The organism is Thermobaculum terrenum ATCC BAA-798, from assembly GCF_000025005.1.
GTDB classification, from domain to species: domain Bacteria; phylum Chloroflexota; class Chloroflexia; order Thermobaculales; family Thermobaculaceae; genus Thermobaculum; species Thermobaculum terrenum.
Window position 1 is genome coordinate 704,008 of sequence record NC_013526.1, and the last position, 26,460, is coordinate 730,467.

Annotated in this window: 26 protein-coding genes; 10 read left to right on the forward strand and 16 right to left on the reverse strand. The window is 66.6% G+C overall.

Annotated features, from left to right (window positions below; genetic code table 11):
* Positions 1 to 21: 21 nt before the first annotated feature.
* Positions 22 to 567, forward strand: coding sequence for a D-lyxose/D-mannose family sugar isomerase (locus TTER_RS12750; RefSeq protein ID WP_012876454.1), 546 nt, complete (start codon positions 22 to 24; stop codon positions 565 to 567).
* A gap of 259 nt (positions 568 to 826) precedes the next feature.
* On the opposite strand, the gene TTER_RS12755 is transcribed toward TTER_RS12750, so the two are convergent.
* From TTER_RS12755 to TTER_RS12780, 6 genes are read right to left on the reverse strand one after another with little or no spacing between them, the layout of a single operon-like run.
* On the reverse strand, positions 827 to 2,014 hold the full coding sequence (locus tag TTER_RS12755) for an MFS transporter (RefSeq protein WP_012876455.1): 1,188 nt from the start codon (positions 2,012 to 2,014) through the stop codon (positions 827 to 829).
* Between the two features lie 3 nt (positions 2,015 to 2,017).
* A complete protein-coding gene (locus tag TTER_RS12760) occupies positions 2,018 to 2,314 on the reverse strand; it encodes a DUF6755 family protein (RefSeq protein ID WP_012876456.1) in 297 nt (98 codons plus the stop codon).
* A complete protein-coding gene (locus TTER_RS16455; RefSeq protein ID WP_012876457.1) occupies positions 2,311 to 2,838 on the reverse strand; it encodes a Rieske 2Fe-2S domain-containing protein in 528 nt (175 codons plus the stop codon). Before TTER_RS16455 ends, TTER_RS12760 begins: the two co-directional genes overlap by 4 nt.
* Positions 2,826 to 3,425 (reverse strand): 4Fe-4S dicluster domain-containing protein, encoded by a 600-nt coding sequence (locus tag TTER_RS12770; protein WP_083769021.1) that lies wholly within the window; start codon positions 3,423 to 3,425, stop codon positions 2,826 to 2,828. Before TTER_RS12770 ends, TTER_RS16455 begins: the two co-directional genes overlap by 13 nt.
* 29 nt (positions 3,426 to 3,454) lie before the next feature.
* A complete protein-coding gene (locus tag TTER_RS12775; protein WP_012876459.1) occupies positions 3,455 to 5,755 on the reverse strand; it encodes a molybdopterin oxidoreductase family protein in 2,301 nt (766 codons plus the stop codon).
* Positions 5,755 to 6,813 (reverse strand): major facilitator transporter, encoded by a 1,059-nt coding sequence (locus TTER_RS12780; RefSeq protein ID WP_012876460.1) that lies wholly within the window; start codon positions 6,811 to 6,813, stop codon positions 5,755 to 5,757. Before TTER_RS12780 ends, TTER_RS12775 begins: the two co-directional genes overlap by 1 nt.
* A 164-nt stretch (positions 6,814 to 6,977) precedes the next feature.
* On the opposite strand from TTER_RS12780, the gene TTER_RS12785 reads away from it, so the two are divergent.
* The 7 genes from TTER_RS12785 to TTER_RS12815 are packed head-to-tail and all read left to right on the forward strand — an operon-like array spanning position 6,978 to position 18,128.
* Entirely contained in the window at positions 6,978 to 7,469 is a 492-nt protein-coding gene (locus tag TTER_RS12785) for a hypothetical protein (RefSeq protein ID WP_012876461.1), read from the forward strand.
* Between the two features lie 37 nt (positions 7,470 to 7,506).
* A complete protein-coding gene (locus TTER_RS12790) occupies positions 7,507 to 9,453 on the forward strand; it encodes a DUF5671 domain-containing protein (RefSeq protein ID WP_012876462.1) in 1,947 nt (648 codons plus the stop codon).
* Entirely contained in the window at positions 9,437 to 12,184 is a 2,748-nt protein-coding gene (locus tag TTER_RS16230; protein ID WP_012876463.1) for a cation-translocating P-type ATPase, read from the forward strand. The genes TTER_RS12790 and TTER_RS16230 overlap by 17 nt, the downstream gene beginning before the upstream one ends.
* Positions 12,162 to 13,532, forward strand: coding sequence for an acetate/propionate family kinase (locus tag TTER_RS12800; RefSeq protein ID WP_241215252.1), 1,371 nt, complete (start codon positions 12,162 to 12,164; stop codon positions 13,530 to 13,532). The genes TTER_RS16230 and TTER_RS12800 overlap by 23 nt, the downstream gene beginning before the upstream one ends.
* Complete coding sequence (locus TTER_RS12805; protein ID WP_012876465.1) at positions 13,533 to 15,980, forward strand: phosphoketolase family protein; 2,448 nt, start codon at positions 13,533 to 13,535, stop codon at positions 15,978 to 15,980.
* Positions 15,928 to 17,172: a universal stress protein gene (locus TTER_RS12810; protein WP_241215253.1), complete on the forward strand. Its 1,245-nt coding sequence runs from the start codon at positions 15,928 to 15,930 to the stop codon at positions 17,170 to 17,172. The genes TTER_RS12805 and TTER_RS12810 overlap by 53 nt, the downstream gene beginning before the upstream one ends.
* A gap of 35 nt (positions 17,173 to 17,207) precedes the next feature.
* Positions 17,208 to 18,128 (forward strand): universal stress protein, encoded by a 921-nt coding sequence (locus TTER_RS12815; protein ID WP_012876467.1) that lies wholly within the window; start codon positions 17,208 to 17,210, stop codon positions 18,126 to 18,128.
* A 15-nt stretch (positions 18,129 to 18,143) separates the two neighbouring features.
* Here the strand turns inward: TTER_RS12815 and TTER_RS12820 are convergent, their stop codons facing one another.
* From TTER_RS12820 to TTER_RS12840, 5 genes are all read right to left on the reverse strand, one after another.
* Entirely contained in the window at positions 18,144 to 18,800 is a 657-nt protein-coding gene (locus tag TTER_RS12820; RefSeq protein WP_012876468.1) for a response regulator, read from the reverse strand.
* Between the two features lie 3 nt (positions 18,801 to 18,803).
* Positions 18,804 to 20,174 carry a GAF domain-containing sensor histidine kinase gene (locus TTER_RS12825; RefSeq protein ID WP_012876469.1) on the reverse strand — a complete coding sequence of 457 codons (1,371 nt, stop codon included), beginning with the start codon at positions 20,172 to 20,174 and terminating at the stop codon, positions 18,804 to 18,806.
* A complete protein-coding gene (locus TTER_RS12830) occupies positions 20,155 to 20,451 on the reverse strand; it encodes a hypothetical protein (protein WP_012876470.1) in 297 nt (98 codons plus the stop codon). Before TTER_RS12830 ends, TTER_RS12825 begins: the two co-directional genes overlap by 20 nt.
* A 123-nt stretch (positions 20,452 to 20,574) precedes the next feature.
* A complete protein-coding gene (locus TTER_RS12835) occupies positions 20,575 to 21,726 on the reverse strand; it encodes a VIT1/CCC1 transporter family protein (protein ID WP_241215254.1) in 1,152 nt (383 codons plus the stop codon).
* Positions 21,727 to 21,735: 9 nt separating this feature from the next.
* Positions 21,736 to 22,011 (reverse strand): hypothetical protein, encoded by a 276-nt coding sequence (locus TTER_RS12840; RefSeq protein WP_012876472.1) that lies wholly within the window; start codon positions 22,009 to 22,011, stop codon positions 21,736 to 21,738.
* Positions 22,012 to 22,084: 73 nt separating this feature from the next.
* Between TTER_RS12840 and TTER_RS15675 the strand changes: the two genes are divergently transcribed.
* Complete coding sequence (locus TTER_RS15675; protein WP_148212024.1) at positions 22,085 to 22,288, forward strand: hypothetical protein; 204 nt, start codon at positions 22,085 to 22,087, stop codon at positions 22,286 to 22,288.
* Here TTER_RS15675 and TTER_RS12845 read toward each other — a convergent pair.
* The 4 genes from TTER_RS12845 to TTER_RS12860 all read right to left on the reverse strand — a co-directional run bounded on the left by TTER_RS12845 (position 22,264) and on the right by TTER_RS12860 (position 24,473).
* Entirely contained in the window at positions 22,264 to 22,707 is a 444-nt protein-coding gene (locus tag TTER_RS12845; protein WP_012876473.1) for a hypothetical protein, read from the reverse strand. The two genes, TTER_RS15675 and TTER_RS12845, sit on opposite strands and share 25 nt — an antisense overlap.
* Before the next feature lie 126 nt (positions 22,708 to 22,833).
* Complete coding sequence (locus TTER_RS12850; protein WP_012876474.1) at positions 22,834 to 23,343, reverse strand: flavodoxin domain-containing protein; 510 nt, start codon at positions 23,341 to 23,343, stop codon at positions 22,834 to 22,836.
* 30 nt (positions 23,344 to 23,373) lie between these two features.
* On the reverse strand, positions 23,374 to 23,577 hold the full coding sequence (locus TTER_RS12855) for a PspC domain-containing protein (protein ID WP_012876475.1): 204 nt from the start codon (positions 23,575 to 23,577) through the stop codon (positions 23,374 to 23,376).
* 26 nt (positions 23,578 to 23,603) lie between these two features.
* Positions 23,604 to 24,473: a hypothetical protein gene (locus tag TTER_RS12860; protein WP_148212025.1), complete on the reverse strand. Its 870-nt coding sequence runs from the start codon at positions 24,471 to 24,473 to the stop codon at positions 23,604 to 23,606.
* Positions 24,474 to 24,992: 519 nt separating this feature from the next.
* On the opposite strand from TTER_RS12860, the gene TTER_RS12865 reads away from it, so the two are divergent.
* Positions 24,993 to 25,754, forward strand: a complete 762-nt coding sequence (locus TTER_RS12865; RefSeq protein WP_012876477.1) for a DoxX family protein — start codon at positions 24,993 to 24,995, stop codon at positions 25,752 to 25,754.
* A 142-nt stretch (positions 25,755 to 25,896) separates the two neighbouring features.
* Here TTER_RS12865 and TTER_RS12870 read toward each other — a convergent pair whose 3' ends face one another.
* Entirely contained in the window at positions 25,897 to 26,442 is a 546-nt protein-coding gene (locus tag TTER_RS12870; protein WP_012876478.1) for a VIT1/CCC1 transporter family protein, read from the reverse strand.
* Positions 26,443 to 26,460 lie beyond the last annotated feature (18 nt).

Below are 26,460 nucleotides of genomic sequence, written 5' to 3' on the forward strand. Positions count from 1 at the left end.
ATCCCTTTAGGAGGTATGGAGATGCTGAGCAGGGAGGAGTACAGGAGGGCGCAGGAGAGGGCGGCGCAGATGCTGGAGGAGGCGGGCATAGTCCTCACCCCACAGGAGCGTGCCCAGATAGAGGTGGCCGACTTCGGGCTGGGAGACCTGGAGCACACGGGGTTGCAGCTGGTGACCTACATCAACACCGAGAGGGTGTGTGCCAAGGAGCTGGTACTCTTCCCCCACCAGACCTGTCCCGAGCACAGGCATCCCCCGGTGGGGGATGATCCGGGCAAGGAGGAGACCTTCAGGTGCAGGCGTGGGCTGGTGTACCTGTACTTGGAGGGGGAGCCCACCCCCTCCCCCAAGGCCAGGCCCCCACAGGGCAGGGAGCACACCTACACCGTGTGGCACGAGATCGAGCTGCATCCAGGGGAGCAGCACACCATCCCCCCCAACACCCTCCACTGGTTCCAGGCGGGGCCCGAGGGGGCGATAGTGTCGGAGTTCTCCACCCGCAGCAGGGACGACACCGACATCTTCACCGACCAGGAGATAACACGCGCCACCATGGTGCGGGACTAGGAGGCTAACGCCCAGCCAGGCCGGCAAGGCAGGGCGCGCCCCGTTAGCTCAGGGGAGATCGGCGATCTCCCCTGAGCCCATCCAGTAGGATCGCACCCCAAGGCTACGGTTCGTAATCACCCGCGAGGAGAGCCGGGGGCCGGGGAGCCCAGGACGCCCCTGCTGCTCACCCCGCAGCCCAGGCAACACTTGCAGGGCCACCAGGGCATCGAGGCACGGACGGGGTAGATGGGTGCGTCCATCTATCGACGTGCCCCCATCACGACGAGCCCTCGCCCTCCTCCGGCGTCAGGAGGGAGGCGCGGTGCTGGATCACGAGGATGTTGACCACCAGGCACAGCAGCGCGAACTCCGAGAGCAGCATGAAGGCGATCGCGTAGGAGCCCGCGACGTCGTGGACCACCCCCATGACGAGCGGGGGGAAGAACCCGCCCAATCCGCCGGCTGCGCCCACGAGGCCTGTCACGGTACCCGTCTCGGCCGGGAAGTAGCTGCTCACCAGCTTGAACACCGCGCCGTTGCCGAGCCCAAGCATCCCAGCTATGCCCAGGAAGGCGACGGTGAGGATCGGCATGCCGGGCAGGAAGGCGAGCACGACGGCGAACGCGGCCACCACCAGGAACGTCGCGTTCAGGATCGGGGCGCCCCCCACCCTGTCGGCGAGGTACCCACCGATGGGGCGCGCCAGCGTCGCCACCGCGACGAACCCCGCGGTCCTGGTGCCCGCGTCCGGCCTCGACAGCCCGTACTCGCTCACCAGCAGAATCGGGAGGTACACGCTGATGGCGACGAACCCTCCAAAGGTGACGAAGTAGAAGAGGGCCAGCACCCAGGAGATAGGCCGGCGGCGGAACACGGACAGGCGCTCCCGGAGAGAGGGCACGCGAACGACCCGACCAGGGGCATCGCGGCCCAGCAGCCAAAAGAGGGCAGCCATGACGACCAGGACCGGCAAGTGCACCCAGAAGGTCGTGCGCCAACCGAGGCTGTCGGCCAGCTTGGGCGCCAGGAAGCTGGAGATCGCGGTACCGAAGTTGCCCATCCCGTACACACCGAGCGCGAGTCCCTGCCGATCGGGAGGCCACCAAGCGGCGACGAACGGCGCTCCCACCGCGAAGGAGGCTCCAGCCACGCCCAGCATAAGGCTCACGGCCAGCAGGGTCGCGTAGGAGGATGTCATTCCGGCCAGCCCCACCGGCAGGAGCAGGCCAAGGAGGAGCAGGGTGAACACGAGCCTGCCCCCGTAGCGATCGGCCAGGATCCCCAGGGGAAGGCGCAGCAGCGAGCCCAGCAGCACCGGCAGGGCTACCAGCAGGCCCGCCTGCGCCCCCGAGAGGCCGTAGAGTTCCCGGAAGGTGGGCGCCAAGGGCGAGATCAGACCCCAGACAGCGAAGCAGGTCGTGAACGCCAAGGTGCTCAGCACCAGCGCGCGCACTCGCCCGCCCATAGGCTAAGAGCCCCCTCGCCGCCTGACCCGCGGCCGCCGCCGGATGAGCCAGATAACCCCCAGCCCTCCCAGGAAGATCGCGCCGGACACTATCGCCAGCTGCCACACATCCCTGCCGCTGCCCCCCAAGTACAGGTCCAGCGCCACCGTCAGCAGCCACAGCTGGATGCCCATCAGGATCATGCCTATCGAGAGGGCCAGCAGCACCAACGGCCCTTGGCCTGGCGGCGGGCCCTCGCCCGGCTCCACGGCGTGCGACTCGGCAGCTACGGCTGTCTGGTGGGTGCTCTCGTCGCTCACACCTCCACCCCCACAGCGTAGATGGCGTCGCCCCGGCGCCGCAGCTTGATGCGCGGTAGCCGCCTGGGCGGCGGCCCCGCTACGGGCTCCCCCGTGGCCGGGTCGAAGACCCCGTCGTGGCACGGGCAGTACAGCCGCCGACGATCTGCCTGGTAGTACACCGCGCACGACAGATGGGTGCAGCGCTGGCTGTAGGCCACCAGCGTGCCTCCGGGCAGGTAGAGGAGCATCGCCTGGTCGTCCGGCCCCGGGTAGTTGAAGTAGATGGCGCGCCCCTCCTGTAGGTCGCCGACCCTGGCGATCAGCTTCGGGGCGTGCCGCCTGGGCCTCTGCAGCAGGCCGAGCACCGCCAACAGCAGGGTGCTCACGAACAGCGCTCCAGAGGTGTAGACGGCGAAGAACAGCAGCTCGCGGCGCGACACCAGGTCGTCGGCGTCCCAGTGGTACGGGAACTCCGAGCGCCAGCGGTCCCCCCGCGCACGAGTCTCCTGGGACCTTGGGTCGCGCCCGATCACAGCACCCACGGCTTCTCCCTCCCCATCCCAGTCGCCGCGAGGTCGCCCCTCTCCAGCAGCCCCAAGTCGAGGGCCGGCCGATCCTCGGGCAGGATGTGGTAGATCCTCGTCCTCACCCCTTGGGATCCAAAGAGCGTGAGGTTCACGGCGCGGCCCCGCCGCTCGGCCACGAACTCCTCGTAGCTGCCGTACCACAACGCGTCCGTGGGGCAGGCCTGGGCGCACCAAGGCTGCAGGCCCTGCGAGGTCCGATCGTAACACAGGTTGCACTTCTTCATCAACCTACTCTCCAGGTCCATCTTCGGCACGCCGAACGGGCAGGCGTACACGCAGTTCCGGCAGGCGATGCAGCGCGAGGGGTCAGCCATCTGCACGACGCCCTCTGGCGTGATCAGGATCGCCATCACCGGGCAGACCTGCGCGCAGGGGGCCACGGGGTCCTCGCAGTGCATGCAGATGGTCGGCTGGGTGGCCGTGCTGAGCCCCCGGTCGATGAAGTCCACCATGATCATGCTCTCTCCCTTGTGCGAGTCGCACTCCCGGCAGGCCGCCTCGCACGCTCGGCAGCCGATGCACCTGGAAGGATCCACGAACATCGTCTTGATGACCGCCACCGCGTCCCTCCCTAGTAAGTCTTCGCCCGCTTCTCCGGCTCGCTGCGGGACTCCCCTGTGTCGTAAGGGAACATCCTCGGCGCGCTCTCCGGCGTGAAGTGCCGCACCGCACCATCCGCCGTCGGGCCGCGTGGGGAGTCGAGCCTCTCGACGGCGGCGGCGCACACCTTGTACTCTGGGATCTTCACCGTGGGCTCCACGGCCGGGTTGGTGAGCTGGTTGACCGCCTGCTCGTGCCCGTAGTGGAACGGGATGAAGATCGTGTCAGGCCGGATCGTCGGCACGACGAGCACCCTCAGCTCCATCGAGCCCCTGGGCGTGCGCACTCGCACGCGCTCGCCGTCGGTGATGCCCAGCCGCTCGGCCACTTGAGGGTGGATCTCGACCCAGGGCTCCGGAGCCTGCGAGCGCAGGAAGCCCAGCCGCCTGGTCTGGTTGCCGCTCAGGTAGTGGTACACCACCCTGCCCGTCGTCAGCCGCAGGGGATAAGCTCCCCCGGGCTCCTCGGCCGGAGGGGTGTACTCCACGGGGTGGAAGCGCGCCCTGCCGTCCGGGTGCCCAAAACGCTCGGTGAACAGCCGCGGCGTGCCGGGGTGGTCCTCGCTCGGGCAGGGCCAGAACACCCCGCCCTGCGACTCGATCTTCTCCCAGGTGATGCCGTAGTAATCGGACACCCCTCCCCTCGTCGCCACCCGCAGCTCATCCCAGATGTCGCGGGTGGAGCTGTAGCGGAAGAACTCACCCCTACCGAGGCGACGGGCCAGGTCGATAATTATGTCGACATCCCGCCGCGCCTCCCCAGGCGGGTCAGCGGCCCGGTTGAGCTTCACCACCCTCCCCTCGAGGTTCGTGGTCGTGCCCTCGTCCTCGCACCACACCGAGCCCGGCAGCACCACGTCCGCCTGCTCCGCCGTCTCGGACATGAAGAAGTCGATCACCACCAACGGGTCGAGGTTGCGGAGCGCCCGCCCCACCACCTCGACGTTCGGCAGCGAGACCATCAGGTTGGAGCAGATCACCAGGCAGCTCTTGATCTCCCCCTTCGCCATCAGCCCCACCATCTCGGTCGCGGCCGCCCCCTCCCACGGCATCTCCTCCACGGGAATGCCCCACACGCGGGCGATGTACTCCCGGTCCTCGGGCACATCGATGTGACGGTAGCCCGGCAGCTGGTTCGCCTTCTGCCCCACCTCGCGTCCCCCCTGGCCATTGCCCTGTCCGGTCAGCATCATGCTGCCGCCCCCCGGCTTGCCGACCTGGCCGCGCGCCAGCGCCAGGTTGATGCAGGCCAGGCAGTTGTCCACCCCGTGGGTGCTGTGCTCGATCCCGCGCGCGTGCATCACCAGCGAGGTGGGCGCCCTCCCGTAGAGCCGCGCCGCCGCGACGATCCGCTCGGCCGGCACGCCGGAGATCCGCTCGGCCAGCTCCGGCGTGTACCTCTCCACCACCTCCCTCACCGCCTCCCAGCCGACCGTGCGTCGCTGGATGTACTCCTCGTCAACGAGGCCATCGTGGACTATCTGGCGGAGCATAGCGTTCAGGACAGCGATATCGGTGCCAGGCCGCACGGGCAACCACAGGTCGGCCGTGCGGGCGGTGGCGGTCTCTCGTGGGTCCAGCACGATCAGGCTGGCGCCCTTGTCCCTTGCCCTCCACAGCCACTGCATCATCACCGGGAAGCACTCGGCGACGTTGGAGCCCACCACGAGCAGGCAGTCCGCCAGCGGGATGTCCGTCATCGGCAGCGGCGCGCGGTCTATGCCGAAGGCGCGGGCGTAGGCCACCGCCGCCGAGGACATGCACAGCCTGCCGTTGTAGTCCACGTGGCGCGTCCCCAACGCCACGCGCGCGAACTTCCCCACGAGGTAGCACTTCTCGTTCGTCATCGACGAGCCGCTGTACACCGCGACCGCGTCCCTGCCGTGGCGCGCCTGGATCTCGCGCCAGCGAGCCACCACGTAGTCCAGCGCCTCGTCCCAGCTCGCCCTCTCGAGCCTGCTCCCCTTGCCTCCCCTGCGGATCATGGGGTACGTCAGGCGGTCGGAGTGGTTCACCTGCTGGTAGGCCACGACGCCCTTGGGGCAGAGCTTCCCCCTGTTGTGGGGGAAGTCCCGCGGCTCCACGCCCGTCACCTGCCCGTCGGTGACCCGCAGGTGCATCCCGCACTGCACTCCGCAGAAGCAGCAGTGGGTGGGGACGAGCTCGTCCGGCAGGCGATCGGCCTCCTCCCAGCCCATCGGTGGCTCGCCCGTCGACTGGAAGTCGTAGTTGAAGTCGCGCCCCGGGAAGAACACGTCCTTGTTCACGCTCATCAGAGGAACCTCCTGCCAACCCCGCCATAGTACGCCTGGCCGCGGAGCACCCTCTTGCAGGTGGGGCAGTACTCCTGCAGCCACCCCCTATCGCCGCCCAGGTCGTAGTCCTGTCCCAGCTCGCCCAGCGTGGCCCGCAGGTCCCCGATGAACTGCTGGGACGGCAGCTCCTCGCCGCAGCGCCGGCATCGTCCCGGCTCGGCCCGCGACCTACCGTAGTGCTCCACGTCGTGGCTCACCGTCTGGTAGAGCGTCACGCCTATGCTCGCGGGCCGCTGGACGATGTGGAAGAACTTGCCGAACGGGATCGACAGGAGCCACGCCACCACCGTCACCTGGTGGGCCAGCGATATGAACCAGTAGAACTTGCCGTGCCACCACAGGGAGGACGCCGTCAGCGCCAGCCCCGTTATGGCGATGGCGAACAGCAGCACGAGCGGCACCAGGTCGAACCCGAAGCGCTGGGTGGTCCTCAGCCCCACGTCGGTGGTGCGGCGCCACAGGGCGATGCCCACCCCTATGATCAGCAGCAGCGCAGTGAAGTCCAGGGCGTGGAACAGCGCGAAGCCCGTGCCCGCCCTCGTGGGGAAGGTGAACACCGGGAAGCCAAAGAACCACAGCTGGTAGTGGTCAGGCGGCACGAAGGTGAACCTGATCCAGCCGAAGGTGAGCGGGAAGGTGATGAGGCAGGAGATCACTACCCCCCAGAAGATCGACATGTGCATGATCCACCGCTGCCGGCTGCGTCGGCGGATGAACGTCTGCCCGAAGATATCGCGCCACCAGGCGATCGGGATCAACGTCGTGTAGCGGCGGAAGTTCCGCCAGGAGAGGAACGTCGTCCAGCCCGCCTTGAAGTACCGCCAGGTGGGAGGTCGCGTGAGCCAGAGCGTGTATCGGTAGACGATCGCCGCCAGGGCGAACACCGTGGCCACCGCGTACCCGATCAGCGCGGAGTCGAAGTCCCGCAGCCCGCGCGATCCGATGTAGATGAGCACCAGCAGCACCAGGGTGGCCAACACCGCCAGCGCTGCAGCAGGCAGCTCGCGCCTCTGCATCTCCATCCTCCTCTGCACCATGCTACCACGGGCCGCCGCCCGGAGGATGGCCTCTATTATAACACGGCCACTACCCGTTGTCGACGGATCAATCACCCCTTGGGGTGGGGTGCTCCAGCGTATCCGTGGGCATAATGGGAGTGAGGTTCGACGGAGGTATGGCGATGGCCTATAAACTCAGGACGCGCGTGCAGCGGGCCGATGCCGGCCTGCTGATCCTCATCCTGGGAGGGGGCGCCCTGATCCTGCTCGGCCTGCTCGCCCTCGCGATCCCTTCTCGATGGGGCCCCCAGCTAGCGCCGCCCACCACCCCAGAGGGAGTGGTACAGCGGTTCTACCTGGCTGCCTACAACGGAGACTTCGACCGCGCCTACAGCTATCTATCCCAAGATGCCAAGAGGCGCATCTCCGCCGACGATCTGGAGCAGCTTGGGTCAGAACTCCGCGGCAGCAGGATCCAGGTGGGCATGTCCAAGGTGCAAGACGACGGCGCCAGGGTGGAGGTGGCCATAACGCGCTTTGGTCCCGTTGGGCCGTTCGGTCCTGAGGAGTGGACTGAGCGTCGTGACGTGTACCTGCGACGCGAGGCGGGCACATGGAAGATCACGGGTGGGGCGTTTCTCTTGGTACCTAAGGAATTGCCGGTGACCAAGTGATACCGCCCGGGAAGGCTACTGCAGGAGGAGTTACAGCATGTTTGGGTCAAACGTAATAGGAGTGCTCGCGCCCGGCCTTGCAGTATTGGCACCGGTGCTGCTTATCTGGGTCATCACCCGCGAGCGGCTGAGCATCGCCGTCGTAAGACGTCTATACGTCTACGCCGCAGCGTTCCTCGGCCTGCAGCTGGCGGCGGTTGGAGCTCGGGGTGTGCTCTCCGTGCTGCTCGAGCGGCTATCGGCTAGCGTGGTTGGCAGCCCGGAAGAGGAGGTGCAGCGGCTGAGCCTAGCCGTTGCGCTGCTCATAGTAGGGTTCCCGCTGTGGGGCTTCCACTGGTCATTGGCTCAGAGGGGTGCAGATCGTTCGGAGGAGCGGCACTCGCCGGTGCGCAGGCTGTACGGTTACGCGGTGCTGGCCGTCTCGATGCTCGTGCTGCTGTTCTCGAGCCAGGATTTGATCGGAGGAGTCCTGAGACCGTCCGGGCTTGATTTGACACCCGGCTGGATCCCTCGGGCCATCGCCTCTCTCCTGATCTATGGCGCGATATGGGCGTACCATTGGCGAGTCATGGGAGCTGACAGGGCTGTGGTAGAGGCTGCCGATGCTCCCGCGACGCTCCGACGCTGGTACTTAGTGGTCGTCCAGGCGTTTGGCCTGGCGACGGCGGCTTTGGGCGCGACCAACCTTATCAGCCAGCTCCTGCGGGTTTGGCTGGTGCCAGCGATAGGCCAAGCGCCTCCGTTTGGCTGGATGGTTGCAGGGCTAGTGGCCGGACTGGCGGTCTGGCTGCCTCACCACCTGTGGGCGCGGCAGCTCGTCCGCCGGCCTGGGCCGCTGCGCGAGGACGAGGCACGGTCGACCTTGAGGCAGGTGTACGCGGCGGTAGTGATCACCCTAACGGCGGCTGCCGCTCTGGGAGCGTTCGCCTCGCTCCTGCGCGCCGTCCTGCTCGTCGCGTTCGGTGGCATGGGCTGGGCATCGGTGCTGGAAGACTACACACTTGCGATCGCGACGATCCTGGTCGCGGTGCCGATCTGGGCCTACCATCGGCGACAGCTTGCCGAGGAGGCGTTGCTGGCGGATATCCCGGCACGACCGGATACGGCCAGGAGGGTGATCTGGTACCTGACGGCAGCTGTAGGGCTCGGTGCGCTCTTCTTTGGGCTCGGAGGCCTGGTGTACACGCTGCTGCAGATGGTCCTGACCTCGAACGCGATCGGTGCTGGCTGGCGCGAGCCGCTCAGCACGTATCTGGCCCTATCGTCCGTGGCGCTGCCGATCTACGCCGTCGCCGCGCGAGCCATCGAGAGCTTGGTCCGCAGATCGCCCGCGGAGGAGCGGACGCTCGCCCGCCGCATCTACCTGTACGGGGCGCTCCTGTTCGGCATCTCCGCGACGATCGTTACCGGAGTCATGCTCCTGAGAGTCATACTGCAGTTCGTCCTGGGAGCACCACCACCTAACCCGGCCATTGACCTCAGTCGCTGGCTCGGGTACTTCCTCGTCGCTGCCGCCATTGCGGCCCATCACGCTGTGCTGGTGCGCAGGACAGGCAGGACCGTAGTGGATATCGGCCGCGGCACCATAGTCGCCGTCGTGGCGGATCCGCCCCTGCAGCAGGCGATAGCCGACTGTCTGCGGCACGAGCTGCCGGGCGCCGAGGTGAGGGTCTCCGGGACGAGGGAGCTCGAGGCTACATCGTCGGCTCTTGCTGGAGCGGATGTCCTCATCTTGACGCTGGGGGCATTGCTGGAGGCGGCGGTAGCAGAGGCCGCTGCCAGGTACGCCGGCGGCCGGATACTGATCCCTACCGAGGTTGCGGGCTACGAGCTGGTGGGTACCCAAGCGAACCCGGAGGCGCTAGCCAGGGATGCGGCCAGGCTGGTACGGGAGCGCCTCGGGCGCGGTACCGAGGGGGCCGCTGCGCGCCCGAGGCACCAGCACCCACCGTTGGGAGGGAGCGGCGGTGTCGAGCGCAAGTAGCGCCGCTGCAGGATCGCACGACTGGTATAAGCTCGACGTCGACCGCGTGCTTGAGCAGCTGAGGGTCGACCCCAATCAAGGGCTCAGCGACCTCGAGGCGGCCAGGCGCCTACACAGGTATGGCCCTAACCTGCTGCCCGATCGCAGCTCCAGGCGACCGGTCGAGCTTCTGGCCGCGCAGTTGAGGAGCACGCTGGTCCTCGTCCTGGCGGGGGCATCCGCCGTATCTCTAGCCCTGGGCGACCTCGTCGATGCCGCGGCGATCGCCGTAATCCTCCTGCTCAACGCCTCCCTAGGTTTCTGGCAGGAGTACAGGGCGGAGCGGGCTATGTCTGCGCTCAGGCAGCTGTCGGCGCCCGTGGTGAGGGTACGGCGTGAGGGGCGGGTGCTGGAGCTGCCGGCTGGGCAGCTCGTCCCCGGAGACGTGGTGCTGCTGGAGGCGGGCAACATCGTCCCCGCGGACGGTAGGCTGCTGGAGTGCTCCAATCTGCGCGTGCAGGAGGCCGCGCTCACCGGTGAGTCGGAGCCTGTGGAAAAGCAGGTAGCCGCGCTCACCGGTGACCTGCCGCTTGGCGACCGACGCAACATGGTGTACGCTGGCACCTTCGTCGCCTACGGCCGCGGCACGGCGGTGGTCACCGAGACCGGGATGAACACCGAGCTCGGCACCGTGGCGGCGCTGCTGGGCTCGGTGAGGGCGCAGCCCACGCCCTTACAGGTGAGGCTCAACCACCTCGGCAGGTTGCTGGCGGGCGTCGCCGTGGTCCTCGCCCTGGTCATCTTTGCGCTCGGCCTGCTCCGCGGCGAGGACTGGCGGCTGGTCTTTTTGACGGCCGTGAGCCTCGCCGTCGCCGCCGTGCCGGAGGGGCTGCCGGCCGTGGTGACGATCGCCCTGGCGCTGGGCGCTCAGAGGATGCTGAGGCGCCGAGCCCTGATCCGCGTGTTGACGGCCGTGGAGACGCTCGGCGCGGTCACCACGATCTGCACCGACAAAACGGGCACGCTCACGGAGAACAAGATGAGGGTGACGGTCCTGGAGGTGCCGGGGGCGAGGACACCCCCACCTGCATCCCCGAGCGGTGCCGCCCGCAGCCAGGCCGATAGGCCCGGGATAGGACTTCTCCTGTTAGGCGGCGCCCTATGCAGCGACGCCTGGCTGCCGCCTGAGGAGGCCGCGGAGGCTGACCCCCGGGTGGTAGGGGATCCCACCGAGGCGGCGATCGTGGTGGCTGCCGCCCGGTGGGGCTTGCTGAAGTTCGAGCTGGAGCGGTACCTGCCGCGGGTTGCGGAGGTGCCGTTCGATTCGGAACGCAAGCGGATGACGACCGTGCACCAGGTGAGGCACGACCTCGTGGCCGATAAGCCCCAGGCGCCTTGGTGGGGCAAGCACCTACCCTCACCCCACAGCCCCTACCTGGCGTTCACTAAGGGGGCCGTGGACAGCGTCCTGCAGGTGTCCAGCTACCTCTGGGTCGACGGCCGGTCGGTACCGATGGATGACGCCCGCCGTAGGGAGCTGCTGGAGGCACAAGATGCGATAGCTCGAGGCGGGGAGCGCGTCCTCGGCATCGCCTACAGGCCGCTGGAGTCCCTACCCCCGATGGACGCCCCCATCGAGCAGGCGCTCACCTTCGTCGGCATGATCGGCATGATGGATCCACCTCGTCCGGAGGCGTACGCAGCCGTCGCCCGATGCAGGCGCGCGGGGATACGGCCGATCATGATCACCGGAGACCATCCCCTCACCGCCCTGCGCGTCGCCCAGGCTCTGGACATCGCCACCGACGCCCATGTGCTGACCGGGAAGGAGCTGGAGGTGATGGGCATCGACCACCTCGCGAGCGTGGTGGAGCAGGTGTCCGTATATGCCCGCGTATCCCCTCTGCACAAGCTGAAGATAATCCAAGCGCTCCAGCGGCGAGGGCACGTGGTCGCGATGACCGGTGACGGCGTCAACGACGCCCCAGCGCTCAAGGCAGCGGACGTCGGCGTGGCGATGGGGCTCAAGGGCACGGACGTCGCCAAAGAGGCGGCGGAGATCGTGCTCTTGGACGACAACTTCAGCACGATAGTAGCGGCCGTGGAGGAGGGTCGAGCGATCTACGACAACATACGCAAGTTCGTGCGCTACCTGCTGGCCAGCAACGTGGCAGAGCTCTTCGTCATGCTCCTTGGGCCGTTGATCGGCATGCCGCTGCCGCTGCTGTCCCTGCAGATCCTGTGGATCAACCTGGTAACCGACGGCCTGCCCGCCCTCGCGCTCGGCTTGGAGCCCGCCGAGCCGGACGTGATGGAGCGACCACCCCGCAGCCCAGACGAACATATCCTCGGAGGAGGACTCGCCCCCCGCATCGTCTGGACCAGCCTCTTGATGGGGGTTATCTCCCTAGCCCTTGGCGCGATCTACTGGTGGCATGGTGCTCCCCAGTGGCAGAGCATGGTCTTCATGACCCTAACTTTGTCCCAGATGGCCCACGTGCTGGCCGCCCGCTCCGAACGCAAGCTGCTGCTCACCCTCGGCCCGAGGTCCAACCCCTACCTGCTGGGGGCGGTGGTCCTGACCGTGCTCCTGCAGGTAATGGCGGTCTACGCCAGCCCCCTGCAGGCGGTGCTTGGGACGGTGGGGCTGCCGGCGATGGACCTGCTGTTGAGCTTGGCAGCTAGCTCCATCATCCTCGTGGCCCTTGAGCTCGAGAAGGTGATCCGGCATGCCGGGACTAGCCGGAGATGATGCCAAGGCTGGACTCCCACCCCGATGGGTGGCTGGGACACCACCCCCAGAGATCGCCACGACTATCCGGGAGGATGTGTTGGCAAGCATCTTCCTGGGCTACCATGGTACCAGCGATGCAAGGTACTTGGAGCATGCACGATGCAGCTACCGTGGTCCTCTCCGGCAACTACCTCTCGGTGGGGGACGGCCCATCCGAGCCCCACCCAACGCGGGAGGTGAGCGCATGCGCGTGCTGACCGTGAACGCCGGCAGCTCGTCCCTGCGCCTAGGACTGTGCGAGGGCGATGGAGCGGTTATCAGGCGGATTGCCGAGGTGAAGTACGAGGGCACGCAGATCGTCGTCGCCTGGCTTGAGTCGTTCTTGGCGCAGGCTCCCTCTGAGGTGGACGCTGTCGCGCACAGGGTGGTGCACGGGGGCGAGCACATGACCTCCTCCCGCCTGATAGACGCGGGCGTTGAGGGAGAGATCGAGCGCCTGGCGCCGCTTGCCCCCCTGCACAATCCTCCGGCGCTGCAGTGGATCAGGGCGTGCCGCCGAGTGTTGGGGGACAGAGTCCCCCAGGTGGCCGTGTTCGACACCGCCTTCTACTGCCATCTGCCGGCAGTGGCCAGGGCTTACGCGCTGCCCCTGGAGACCTGCAGGGAGCTTGGGATCCGGAGGTACGGCTTCCACGGGATCGCCCATCAGGCGATGTGGCGGCGGTGGCGTCAGCTGCGCCCGGATCTAGAGGACGGGGGTAGGGTCATATCCCTTCAGCTCGGCGCCGGCTGCTCGGCAACGGCCATAGCCCGCGGGGGACCTCTGGATACCTCCATGGGGTTCTCCCCGTTGGAGGGGCTCGTCATGGCCACCCGCCCGGGCGACGTAGATCCCGGGGCGATGGTGTACCTCCAGAGGGCGCTTGGGTGGGGGCCCAACGAGCTCGACGACCTGCTCAACAACCACTCCGGGCTGCTCGGGCTGTCCGGGCTCAGTGGGGACATGCGCGTGCTCCTGAGCTCCGACAGTCCCGAGGCCAGGCTGGCGGTGGAGCTCTACTGCTACCGGGCCCGCAAGTACGTCGGGGCCTACATGGCGGTGCTGGCAGGCGCAGACGGCATCTTGTTCGGAGGAGGTGTGGGGGAGCACGCCCCGCAGGTGCGCCAGGCGATCCTGCGCGATATGGAGTGGTGCGGGATAGCGCTGGACCCCGAGGCCAACGCGGCGGCCACCTCTGGCGAACACCGCATCAGCCTAGCGGATAGCCTGGACGTGTGGGTCGTCCCCGTGGACGAGGCCGCGGTACTGGCCGAGGAGGCCATCAGGGTGGTCTCAAAGATTGGAGATGAGGGAGGTCAGATGTAGATGACGCAGCGACGCTATGCCCCAGAAGCCATCAGGGTTCAGGAGATGGCAGCTCTGTACCGGCAGAAGAGCCCGGATTTCGCAGGTTGGGCCGCCGGTTACGGGGTGATAGAGCACACAGATCTCACGCAGGTCCGCGTCTGGGAGATGGCACAGCTGCTGCACGCCCGCGGGGTGGTGACAGCGCCCGAGGAGGTCTACCGGATACTGGCAGCAGCGGACAGGATCACGAGCGCAGGCATGTGGCTCGTGGTCCACTCGACCTACGCGCGCAACGTGTACACCGATGGCCGCGACCTGCACGCGGCCGACTTCAAGCCCAACCCTGAGGGTCACACCGGGGGATCGCTCAACATGGTGCCGGCCTACGTGGGCTACCTGGCAGCCAATGCCATCTCCCGAGTGACTCGTGCCTGGCTGATGGGACAGGGACATTGCGTGGCCGCCATCGACTCGGTAAACCTGCTCGTGGGCAACATGTCCCACGCCCACGCCGAGCGCTACGATCTCTCGGATGCGGGCTTGACCCGCTTCGTGCGTGACTTCTACGCCTACACCATCACGCCGGATGGCCGGCCGGAGTCGCCGCGTGGCAGCCACGTGAACGCGCACACAGCCGGGGGACTCATGGAGGGTGGCTACCTGGGGTTTGCCGAGCTCCAGTACGTGCACATGCCCCTGCCGGGGGAGCGCTTGGTGGCGTTCCTCTCCGATGGCTCCTTCGAGGAGCAGCGCGGCAGCGACTGGGCGCCGCGCTGGTGGCGGGCCGAGGACTGTGGCCTGGTGTGCCCCATCATGATAGCCAACGGCCGCAGGATCGACCAGCGCACGACTATGGCCCAGCAGGGAGGTGTCGAGTGGTTCCGAGAACACTTGCGCCTCAACGGCTTCGATCCCTTGGACATAGATGGCAGGGACCCTGCGGCGTTCGCCTGGGCCATCCTGGAGATGGAGGAGAGGCTCACGGCCCTCGCCGGCGCGGTCCGAGAGGGTGAGATACGCTATCCCGTCCCGCTGCCCTACGCCATAGCCGAGACCATCAAGGGCTATGGCTTCCCGGGGGAGGGCACCAACCTCGCGCACAACCTGCCCCTCGGGGCTATCCCGGCGTTCGATTTCGAGGCACGCTCGGAGTTCAACGCCGGGGCGCGCAGGCTCTGGGTGCCCTTGCCGGAGATCGAGCGCGCTGTCAGTATCTTGAACAACCACGAGCTCGCCCACAGGCCGCGAGAGAGGGACAACCCGCTGGCCAAACGTCACGTGCTCGCCCCTGATCTCCCGGAGCCGGAGTGGCGGGACCCCTCGCCCGAGGCGCGGGTCACTCCGATGGCCGGCATCGACGCCTACTTCTGTCGGGTCCTCCGCGCCAATCCGGAGCTGCGCCCGAGGGTGGGCAACCCAGATGAGATGCGCAGCAACCGCATGCACGCCACCCTGGAGATGCTAAAGCACCGCGTGACCGACCCAGAGCCCCACGTGCCCGAGGCCGTGGACGGCAAGGTGATCACCGCGCTCAACGAGGAGGCCGTGGTGTCCGCGGCGCTCGCCAACAAGGGCGGCATCAACCTGGTGGTGACCTACGAGGCGTTCGCCGTCAAGATGCTGGGCGCCATCCGCCAAGAGCTGATCTTCGCCCGTCACCAGAGGGAAGCCGGCTACGACCCTGGCTGGCTATCGGTGCCGGTGGTGCTGACGTCCCATACCTGGGAGAACGCCAAGAACGAGCAATCCCACCAGGACCCCACGCTGGCCGAGGCCCTAATGGGAGAGATGTCCGACGTCTCCCGTGTGGTGTTCCCAGCTGATTGGAACACGGCCAGCGCGACCCTGAGAGCGGCGTACGGGACCCAAGGGCAGATCTGGGCCGTCGTCGTGCCCAAGAACCCCGTGCCCGTCCGGTTTGAGCCGGATGAGGCCGCGGCGCTGATCGAGCATGGGGCTTGGCGCCTCCGGGGCAAAGGCGACGAGGAGGTGCTGCTGGGGGCGGTGGGAGCCTACCAGCTGGAGCAAGCCCTGCTGGCCTCGAGGAGGCTCGAGGCCAGGGGTATCCCTCACTCGGTCGTGTACATCCTTGAGCCTGGGAGGTTCCGGACGCCCCGGGATAGCATCGAGGCGACCCACGTGGCGTCCCCGGAGACCGTGGTGACGCTCTTCCCTCCCAAGGCCGCGACCCGGCTCTTCCTCGTACACATGAGGCCGGAGCCTTTCCTGGGAACGGTGCGTCCCCTGGACACGGGCCCTGGACGCACGCGTGCGCTGGGTTATATCAACCGAGGCGGGACGCTCAGCATCGACGGGATGCTGTTTGCCAACCGCTGCACCTGGGCTCACGCCCTGGTCGCGATCGCCGAGGGGCTCGAGATCGCGCCCGAGGAGCTGCTGGACCCAGCGGAGCTTGCTGCCGTGCGCGGGCAGGGAGACCCAACCGTGCTCATGGGAGAGCGCTGAGGAGGGGGAGGGTGGCTCTATGGCGGCTTTTGGAGACAGAGGCACAGCGAGAAAGGAGCGAGCGATGGACTCACGCAAGCATGCACAGGCGGAAGGGATGATCGAGAGCCTACTGGTACCTCTCGATGGCTCGGAGGTCGGTGAGCGAGCGCTGCCCTACGCTCGCGCCCTGGCCCAGGCTACGGGAGCACGCGTCCTGTTGGTCAGGGTGGTCTGGGAGGACCCGGCACAAGGCGACGCCAGGTCGGACGCTCAGGCTTACCTGCAGCAGGTCGCCGAGGAGCTCGGGCGGAGTGGGGTGGTCCCCCAGGTCGAGATCCTCGAGGGCGGTGCGGCCGAGGCGATATCGCTGGAGGCACGACGGCGTGGGGCCGACCTGATCGTGATGACCACGCACGGGCGGACGGGTGTGGGCAGGTGGCTGTACGGCAGCGTCGCCGAGGGCGTGCTGCGCCTGGCGGAGGTGCCGGTGTTGCTGGCCAGGGCCTGGCAGGATCCCACCGTCGCCGACCGCATCGCCGACCACCCCCGCATCATGGTGCCGCTGGACGGCTCGCCGTTCGCCGAACGGGCCCTGCCGGTGGCCGAGAGGCTCGCGGATGTCCTGCACGGCGAGCTGGCGCTCGTGCGGGCGGTGCCGGCTCCCGACCTGGTGTTCGGCCCCGACAGGGCGGTCTGGCCGCTGCTGGAGTCGGAGATCCAGGCGGGCGCGGCCGAGGCCCAGAGCTACCTGGAGGGCCTCGCCAGGCAGATGGCGGAGCGCGGCAGGAGCGTGATGGTGGAGGTGTGCGTGTCCGAGGTGGGCGAGACGGTCGGCAAGACGCTGGCGGACGCCGCCCGAAGGCGGGACATAGGGCTCATGGTGATGAGCACCCACGGGTTCACCGGGATCAAGCGCCTGCTGCTGGGTAGCACGGCCGAGGAGGTGCTGCACGTCGGCGCAACGCCGTTGGTGATGGTACCCCCACGCGCGGCCACGGCGGCCTCGCCGCAGGATGGCGAGGCCCACGTTCCGGCCGACAGGCCCCGGCTGAGCCTGCAGCTAGGCGCCGATGACGCCTCGCTGATCAGGACAGCGCTGGCAGCGTACGCGCGCACGCTGCCAGCCGATGACCAGGAGGCAAGGGCGCGCGTAGCTCGCCTGCTGGACCAGATATCCCGAGCGCAGGGGCAAGCTAATAAGTCCCCTTAGGTTCCAACCCAACGATCAAGACGTAGGAGGAGATCATGGAAGCCCTAAACACAGAGCCCATCAGGAAGCTGCTCGTGCCGCTGGACGGCTCGCTAGCCGCTGAGCAGGCGCTGCCGTACGCCGAAGCGTTGGCGCGTCGGAGCGGCGCCGGCGTGATCTTGCTGCGCGCCGTGCCCGAGCCCCGTGGGGTGCCCGACCCGATCGAGGCGCATCTAAGAGAGGTGCACGAGGCCAATGAGTACCTGGCAGAGGTCGCCAGCCGGCTGGCCGCTGGGGAGATCCAGGTGGAGACCTCCGTGCCGCTGGGCGACGCTGTGCGGTGGATAGCCGAGGAGGCTCAGCTACGGCAAGCCGACCTGATCGTGATGGCCACGCACGGGAGAACCGGTATAGGCAGGTGGCTGTACGGCAGCGTCGCTGAAGGGGTCTTGACCCGATCGACCGTGCCCATCCTGATGGTCAGAGCGTGGCAGATGCAGCCACGATGGGAAGCCTTGGCGCACGCACCGCGGATCTTGGTGCCTTTGGACGGGTCGGCCTTTGCAGAGGAGGCCTTACCGGTGGCCAGGCGATTGGCCGACGCACTGGGCGGCGAGCTGGCGCTCGTGCGCGCGGTGTATCCTCCATCCGCCACGCTCGCGCAGGAGTGGATGGTGGCCTCCTACCTGGCGGAGGAGTTGGAAACCAGAGAGCAGGAAGCCGAGGCGTACCTGGCGGAGATAGCTCGGCGACTAGCCTCGGAAGGACGAGAGACCGAGATCTACGTGAAGGTGGGAGGCCCAGTTGGCGTCATCGAGGCCGTGGCCTCGGAGTGCGAGGCGGCGCTCGTAGTCATGGCGACCCACGGGCGCACGGGTGCCAGCCGCTTGGTGCTCGGCAGCGTGGCGCACGCCATGCTCTTGCGGAGCCAGGTCCCCATAGTGCTTACGCGTCCACAGCACCTGCGGCGCGATTGAAGGCATGGACACGCTTCATTCCTGACCGTCGGGACGACGGCGCACTAGGCCGTGCTGGAGGGCATAGGCCACGACCTGCGTGCGGTTCTGGAGGTGCAGCTTGTCCAGGATGTTGCGCAGGTGGTACTTGACGGTGTTCTCGGAGAGTATCAGCCTCTCCGCGAGCTCCTTGTTCGATGTCACTCCCTGCACAAGCAGCTCGAGGATCTCCTGCTCCCTCTCGGTAAGCACCTCGGGCTCCCGCTCCGCGCGCCCAGCCGGCTTGCTCATCTCGCGCAGGAGCTTCCGAGCCAGTCCCGGGGTGAAGGCAGGCTCCCCCCTGGAAGCGGCCTCCAGCAGCTCGAAGAACTGGTCCGAGCGCACATCTTTGAACATGTAACCCAGCGCGCCCGACTTGACCGCCTCGAAGAGGTCCTCGTCGTCCTCAGATGCCGTCAGGACCACCACCTTCACCTCGGGCATCTCGGCGCTGATCATCCGCGTGGCCGCCAGGCCGTCCATCCCAGGCATCTTTAGGTCCATCAGCACCACGTCGGGCCGCAGCTCGCGCGCCAGCTCCACGGCCTCCTTCCCCGTCTCCGCCTCACCTACCACCTCCACGCCCCGCGCCTCCAGCAACGTGCGCAGGCTGTCGCGAAACAGGGCGTGATCATCAGCTATCAGCACTCGCATACCCTACCTCCTAGCAGTTACTCTGGACCGCAGGGGGAACCGCGCTACGACCCTGGTGCCCCTGCCCTGAGCAGCATCTATCTCCAGCTTGCCCCCTATGCTCTCGGCGCGCTCCCGCATCGTCGAGAGTCCGAACTTGGGGAAGTCCCCACGGGAGGGAGATCCGGGATCGAACCCCACGCCGTTGTCCTCTACCGACACCTCCAGCCAGCCATCCTGCTCCCGCAGAGTTACCCTGACGCGAGACGCGCCCGAGTGCTTGCGCACGTTGGCCAGCGCCTCCTGCACGATGCGCAGCAGCTGCAGATCGGCCCCCGAGGGTAGCCCCAGACCCTCCTCGGAGACGTGTACCTCCAGCTCGGCCTGGATGTTGCTTTGGTCTTCCCACTGCTCGAGATACGCCCTCAGCGTCTCGAGGAAGCCCCGCTGGGCGTCAGGGGATGTTCGCAGCGCCAGGATGTTCTCCCGCAGATCGGTATAGGCCTCGCGCGCTGCCTGTTCCATGCGCTCCAGCTCCTGCTCCACACGCTCCAGCTGCCCCGCCTCCAGTAGGGTGCGCACGGCCTGCGTCTTCAGGTTCACGTAGCCCAGCACCTGGGCCAGGCCATCGTGCATCTCGCGGGCTATGCGCGCCCTCTCCTGCGATATGGCCAGCTCCAGCACCTGACGGTGCAGGCGAGCGTTCTCGATCGCCAGCGCTGCCTGGGTAGCGAACCTGGACAGGATCCGCTCGTCCTCCTCGGTGAACTCCTGGGCTCCCTCCTTCTCCGTCAGGTACAGGCTGCCCAATATCCTACCCCGCGCCTCTATCGGCACGGCCAGGAGGGATCGCATGGGCGGATGGTTGAGGGGGAACCCCACCGAGCAAGGGTGCTGCGTGAGATCGCGTAGGCGAAGGCTACGGCCCTCCTCCAGCACGATCCCCAGGAGGCCATGCCCTCGAGGGGGCGGGCCTATCCTCTCGCGCTCCTCGGGGGTGATCCCCGAGGTCACGAAGTACTCCACCTCCCCATCCTCTCCCAGCACCGATAGGGCTCCGTAGCGCGCGCCCACGAGCTGGCGGGCTCGGTCCACGATCCGCTGCAGCACTTTCTCCAGCTCGAGCTCCCCCGAGATGTCCAGCCCTGCCTCGTGCAGGGCCAGCAGCTCGCTGTTCTGATGCCTCAGCTGCTCTTGCAGGTGCTCGACGTACCTGAACACCGCCTCGGAGAAGAGCAGCGCCCCCAGGAGCAGCATCCCCCCGAGCAACAGGTAGCCCGCCCAGGAGGATATGAAGGCATCCCCTAGGGCGCGCCGGATGAGCTCCAGCAGACCTATGAACAGGATCGGCGCGATCACCGTGACCCACTTCAACCTAGCAAGCGTTAGACGCACTCTCACACCCTAGATTATAGTACGGCCCGGCGACGTCTGCTCGATACGGTGATCTAGCGTCCAGGAGCACAGACAGCAGTTGGTGGTAGCCGTAGGCGAGCCTCCGCGGCTCGAACTCCACCCAACGCCAGGATCGCGCGAGCTTCTCCACATCGACGTACCTGGCGACCTCCAGCTCCGAGAGCTCCACTTGCCCCCCCTGTGGCACCCAATCCTCCCCCTGCACCCTCAAGACTATCACCTGCCGGTCCCGCCCTAGCTCGATCGAGTACCTCATCAACCAACCTTCCACTATAGATATGTTAAGCTAGGGTAACAACATCCCATGACCTGCACCACACCCATAAGGGTGGTCCTGCCCTAACCTGTGGGGCGGTCGCTGCCCGCATCGCGCGGCACCTCATCCCGAGATGGTCACCCCTATCAGCCGCCCGACGCCGTAGGTGAGCAGCGCTGCGGCCAGCCCGATCAGCACCTGCCGTAGTCCCGAGTGGGCCGCGTTGCGTCCGGTCAGCAGCGTGATCGCCGCACCGATGAGGAACAGCGCAAGCGTGCTGAGCACCAGGCTGGCTCCCACGGCCATGATCCCAGAGAGCCACATGAACGGCACGACCGGCACGATAGCGCCGAGCGCGAACAGGAAGAAGGACGTACCCGCCGCCACCCATGCGGACCCACCTAGCTCTTCCGGATCTATACCCAGCTCCTCGCGGGAGAGGGTATCCAGCGCCGCCCCCTGGTCCGCCAGCAGCCTGCTAGCTAGGTCACGGGCCTCCTGCTCGGGAAGGCCCTTGGCCTGGTAGATCAAACGCAGCTCCTCCTCTTCCTCCTGCGGTATCTCCCGCAGCTCCGCGGCCTCGATCTGGATCTGCCGCTGGTACAGCTCGCGCGCGCTCTGCACGGAGAGCCACTCGCCCATCGCCATCGAGCCCGCACCCGCCAGCAGCCCCGCAAGCCCCGTGATCAGTATGGATCGACCCGAGAGCTCCGCACCCGCGACACCCATCACGAGGCTGAGGTTAGAGACGAGGCCGTCGTTGGCTCCCAGCACTGCCGCGCGCAGCGCGTTCCCTCCTGCCGCCCGGTGCCGACCCTCCAGCTGCGCAAGCGCCGGTCCCTGTAGTCCCCCAGCGGAGATCGTGCGCAGGATCCGCGCGTGGGAGAGCTCCTCGCCCGACATACCGGTGCCGATGGTCTCCACCTGCCCCGAGTAACCATGACTGTCCGCCCGCTCCATGTCGGCGATCGTCGGCAGCACCGCCTGGGGGCCCAGCCAGTAAGCCAGGCGCATCAGCACGCGCGTCCGCCAGCCCGGGCGCGCTGGCGGTACTGGCACCCCTGCTGCCTGCAGCTTGCGTGCCCAAAACTCGGCATGTGCCTGCTCCGTATCCGCCAGCCTCCTGTACACCTCGGCCAGCTGCTGGTTACGCTCCGCCCTCGACAGTGCCCTGTACAGCGCCGCGCTGTCCACTTCATCCTGCCAGTTGTGCCGATATCGCTCCACTTCCTGCGCCATCAGCCTTCTCCATACACAGTGCTTTTGGTCCATCATAGCAAGTTATCAGCGGCTGATCCTTCGTGCGGGGAGCTTCTCCAGGATGTTGCTTATTATGTGGATCACGATCACGGTGGCAAGCACGGCGAACGTTCCAAAGCCCACTATCGGGCCCATGACCTCACCCGTGCTGAATCTGACTCCCGACCGCACCTGCTGCAGCGTCTGAAGGCCGATCATCGGTGCCAGGAATATCTCCAGCACGAGCAGCGGCAGTGCCATCAGGTAACCCATGGGGCTGCGTTGCCATATCAGGACGCCAGCGCAGGCCACTGCGGGCACAATGACCGCCATGTCCAGCGCGTTGGTGAACAGGGTAGTCTAGGTATCCCAGTCTTGGGGTGACTCGTGCTGGATGAGCGAGGATACTGGCTCTATAAGCCATATGGCTAGGGTCACCATGCCGCTTGCCAACAGGAAGAGGGCTGGCACGCGGCGCGGCATGTGGACCGAGCAATGGGTCCCCAGCACCTGCGGATCGATAGACCTGAAGGCCAGGAGCAGCGTCCAGAGACTTGCCGAGAAAAGCGCGACCTACAACAGGCACAGCTTGTGGTAGGCGACGTTGAGCGCGTAGCTTGCGTAGACGTAGAGGAAGTAGATGAGCGCCCCAAGGAGCAGCAACCCACCGCGCAGAGATCCGCGACGATAGAGAGTCAGCGAGGCCAGGAGCAACGGTATACCCAGCAGCGAGGTGAGGTCGGTACCCATGTTTCCCGCGCCCTGGAAAAGCGTGTCGTAGCGGTAGAGACCTCGCCCGTGAATCTCGGCCGTCTGTCCCCGCAGCGTCTCGTAGAGGTAAGATCTCCCCTCGCCTTGCCACAGCAACCCGATTGCCGTCGCAACGGCCGCAAGCAGAGCGACCAGCAACGAGAGGCCCACGACCGCGCCGGATACCCTGACCGGCACGTCCCGAGGACTGTACCCACGCGTAATTGTATGTTTTTGACAGACCAGTGCTTCCGCATCGCCGGTCATGATGATCCTCCTTAGCTCTGCATCAAGCCCCGATGAAGCCCGCGCAGGTAAAGAGCTGGGACATGAACTCCAACCATCAACTCGCGGCCACAGCAGCAGTGGTACGCCAACAAACACCTCGGTACGTTAGCCATCAGGGTGACGGCCAACTAGCGCATGGAGCCCGGTAGCGATCCCCCGTGCCCACTGCCGGGTGAGCTCCCAGTCACGGAAGTCTCCCTCTGGGACTCTTAGCGCCAACACGACTGCTCTCTCCCCAAAGCCCAGTTTGTGCTTATCCAGCTTGCCAGCCAACACCTGGTGGGCACGTGCCCTGGTGGTCTCCATAATCTCGGACACATCTACCGCCTCCTCCGGCAATGGCTTGCCTCCTATGGGCCCGCTGGAGAACAGCCAAACAGGTCGCTCTGCCAGCTCTATGGCGTGTCGAGCGACTAGCTCCCGCGCCTGCTCCAACCACCGACCCATATACACGGCACTCCCAAGGATCACGCCGTCGTACCCGGCGATCTCCCCGACATTACTGGCCTCATGGAGGTCGGTCTCCACACCTTGTGCCCGCAGCTCATCGGCAATCGCCTGTGCGACCTCCCGGGTGCTGCCATGCTTGCTGGCAAAGGCCACCAGTACCTTCATGTCAACTCCTCCTCGTATCCCTCGTTGTGCCTACTCGCTGATGGGTCTCTTAGGGATGATCCAGACCAGGATGAGGTACACCAGGGGAGCCAATGGTCCTGTGGTGAACAGCAGCCCAAAGAACAGCGCCAGCCGAACTAGCGTAGGGTCCACTCCGAAGTACTCGGCTATCCCACCAGCCACACCTGATAGCATTCGATCCTCCCTAGAGCGGTACAGTCTGCGTGTCTCCATGATCTCCCTCCAAGCATCTATTATCGTCACGCCGCTTGCCGGATCACCGCAGCATCCGCAACGTCCCTCGTATGAGTCGCATATAGCAGAAGCCAGCAAGCGGCCAGCACGGCCAGAGCCACGGTGCCTATGGCCGTGATCACGAGGAAAGGTACACTGGCAAAGGGATCTCTCCTGATCGCCATCGCTGCTGCCATCCCGGCCACTGCGCCAGCTTCGCACATCAGGAACCCCAGCAGGCCGTACACCGCTCTGGTAGCAGATCGCCTGCGCATGAGAAGGCCCATGCCAGCGGCCAATGCCGCCGGGATGACGAAGGCCGTATCCAGCAGCCTAATGACCCAGTAGGTGTTGGGGTCGCCCAGGTACTCCTGGCTAATGTTCGAGCCCGAGAGCACATCCCAAATGGACTTGCTCCAGGTCAACCCCAGCAGGACTCCCAGGAGTATGAGCACGCCCGAGGTCGTCCACCTTAGTCGGGTCCCCGGCTCGGGTATCTCCCGCCGCGACAGCCTCGCCCAAGCTGCCAGGGCGCTGGAGGCAGCCAGCACGGTGATCGCCCAGTACAGGGGGAAGAACCGCTCGTTGTTGCCCGGATACCTTGCGTAGTCGACACCCAGGACCAGCGAGAAGGCCAGGTACAGGGCATACAAGCTTGGAGCAAGCGCGAGGGGAGGAGCCAGATCGTGCCCTCTGATCGCCAGTAGCCCGGCAGTTATGGCCATAGGAGCCACGATCAGGAGCGACACTATCTCGCCGCCCACCAATTGTGTCTCTGCACTGGCTGATACCCGGAACCTGATCACCTCCAGGACGAGCGGTCCCAGCAGCGAGCTGGCCGCCACACACGTGCCCAGCAGGATCAGCCCGAGCCCCCACATACGTTCACTCCTCACCCATCTTGCCTCCTTTCGCTCTCCCCCAATAGTACACCCCTCGCCTCTTATGCGGACCGCGACGTGGGGTGGTTGGTGGAACATAAGCGGGTAGTCTGGCTGCTACCCCAAAAGGTGGCATTAGCTGGACTCGCGCTCTGGTCGCCGTACTTGCTGGTCCCGGGGTGGACGATTCATGGCTGGAGGCAGGAGGTAGCGCCACAACGCGTCACTCCGACGATGACGTACTCGCAAAGAGTGCCGCGGACCTCGCCCCAAAGACGTACACCATGACCCATCGGCAAGCCAACCAGGTCAGGAGGCAGGGCGATCCGGGTGACTGCGAGGTCGGGATCTCATCATGGGGCTGCGCAGCCCGGGCACGGCCCCCTAGCCGGGGCTGCGCCCAAAGGAGCCACCCCAAGGTGTGGGACGAAACCACCTATTGGGGTGTTGTTCCTCTTGGATTACCCTGCGTACACTTAGGCTAGCAGATGTGAGATATCCCACATCTAGACTGCAGATAAAGGAGGTAAAGCTATGCGTGACAGCAAGCAGAACTTGATGTGGGGGGCGTTGGTAGCCGCCATTATAGGAGGTCTGCTGCTCTACTACAGTGGCCTGAGGGGAGCCGATCAAGGGCTGGCGTTCGCGGCGCTGGTGGTCGGTCTGATCCTCTTCATAGCCACTACCTGGGTGCTAGCGAGCGCCTACAAGCCGGGGGACTACACGCCCAGCCCTGACGATCTTCCCCATCGCGAATGGAGGTGGTACCAGTTCCTCCGCCACGGGTACAACGCGGCGGTGCTCCTCCTGCCCATCCGCATCTACCTGGGTTACCTCTGGCTCTCGTCCGGGTGGGATAAGGTGAACAGCCCTGCCTGGACCGGCAGTCAGGCCGGGGCAGCTCTACGGGGGTTCGTGCAGGGGGCGCTGGCCAAGACGAGTGGCGAGCACCCCGACGTGCAGGGGTGGTACGCCTGGTTCCTGCGAGAGCTGGTGCTGCCCAACGCCACGCTGTTCAGCTACCTGGTGGCGTGGGGGGAGGTGCTGGTGGGCATCGCGCTGATCCTGGGGGTGCTCACGGGGGTTGCGGCCCTCGTCGGCGGGTTCATGAACGCCAACTTCCTGCTGGCGGGCGCGGTCTCCACCAACCCCATCATGCTCGCGCTAGAGCTAGTGCTGATCATAGGCTGGCGACCGGCCGGCTGGTGGGGGCTGGATCGATGGATCATCCCGCGCATCCGGCCGCTGTGGGGCGAGGGCCAGCCCACGAGCGTGCGAGCCCGAGAGGTAACCTAACCGTACGGTCGTCTTCCCGGTTCATGGGGGCGGTGGGGACCCACCGCCCCCATGAACCGTATGTGCGGCCAGGGGTGCACCGCAGCCCGCTGCGCTCCCGAGGCCTAAGAATCAGGGGTGTGGCTCCGCGCGGAGCCACACCTTACGCGCCGCTCAGGACCGCCACAAGGGCGCCCGTGGCGTAAGCCACCGCAGACGCGGCGGCGCCTATGAGGAACATCTCCAGCCCACTCCGCCACCACGACCGCTTCGTCACCCAGCTACGTGTGGCCCCAAACGCGAACATGGTGGTCAGCGCGAGCGCTGCGGTGAGCGCGAAGTGGTGCGGGGGCGCTACCGGCGCCAGGAAGGCGATGAGCGGGAGGGCTCCCACCACGACGAAGGCTCCAAACGTTGCCAGAGCGTGCCGCAACGGCGAGCTGTCGTCCGGTTCCCGGCCGCTCGCCTCCAGAGTGGCCGACTCCGAGCGGATGGCGAGGTAGCTGCTCGCGCCCATCGAGAAGCCGTCGGCGAGCAGGTTGGCCAGCCCCAGTATCAGGACCACGTAGGGCGGGAGATCGGCGCCAGCGGAGCCGGCTACGACGGCGAAGGTGGTGACGATACCATCGTTGGCTCCGTACACCAGATCTCTGATGTAGCGGGAGGCCGCGTCACGCACCGTCTCGCGCAGCTCGCCGGGGCTAGCCATGCGGAGCCTCCTCCCGAG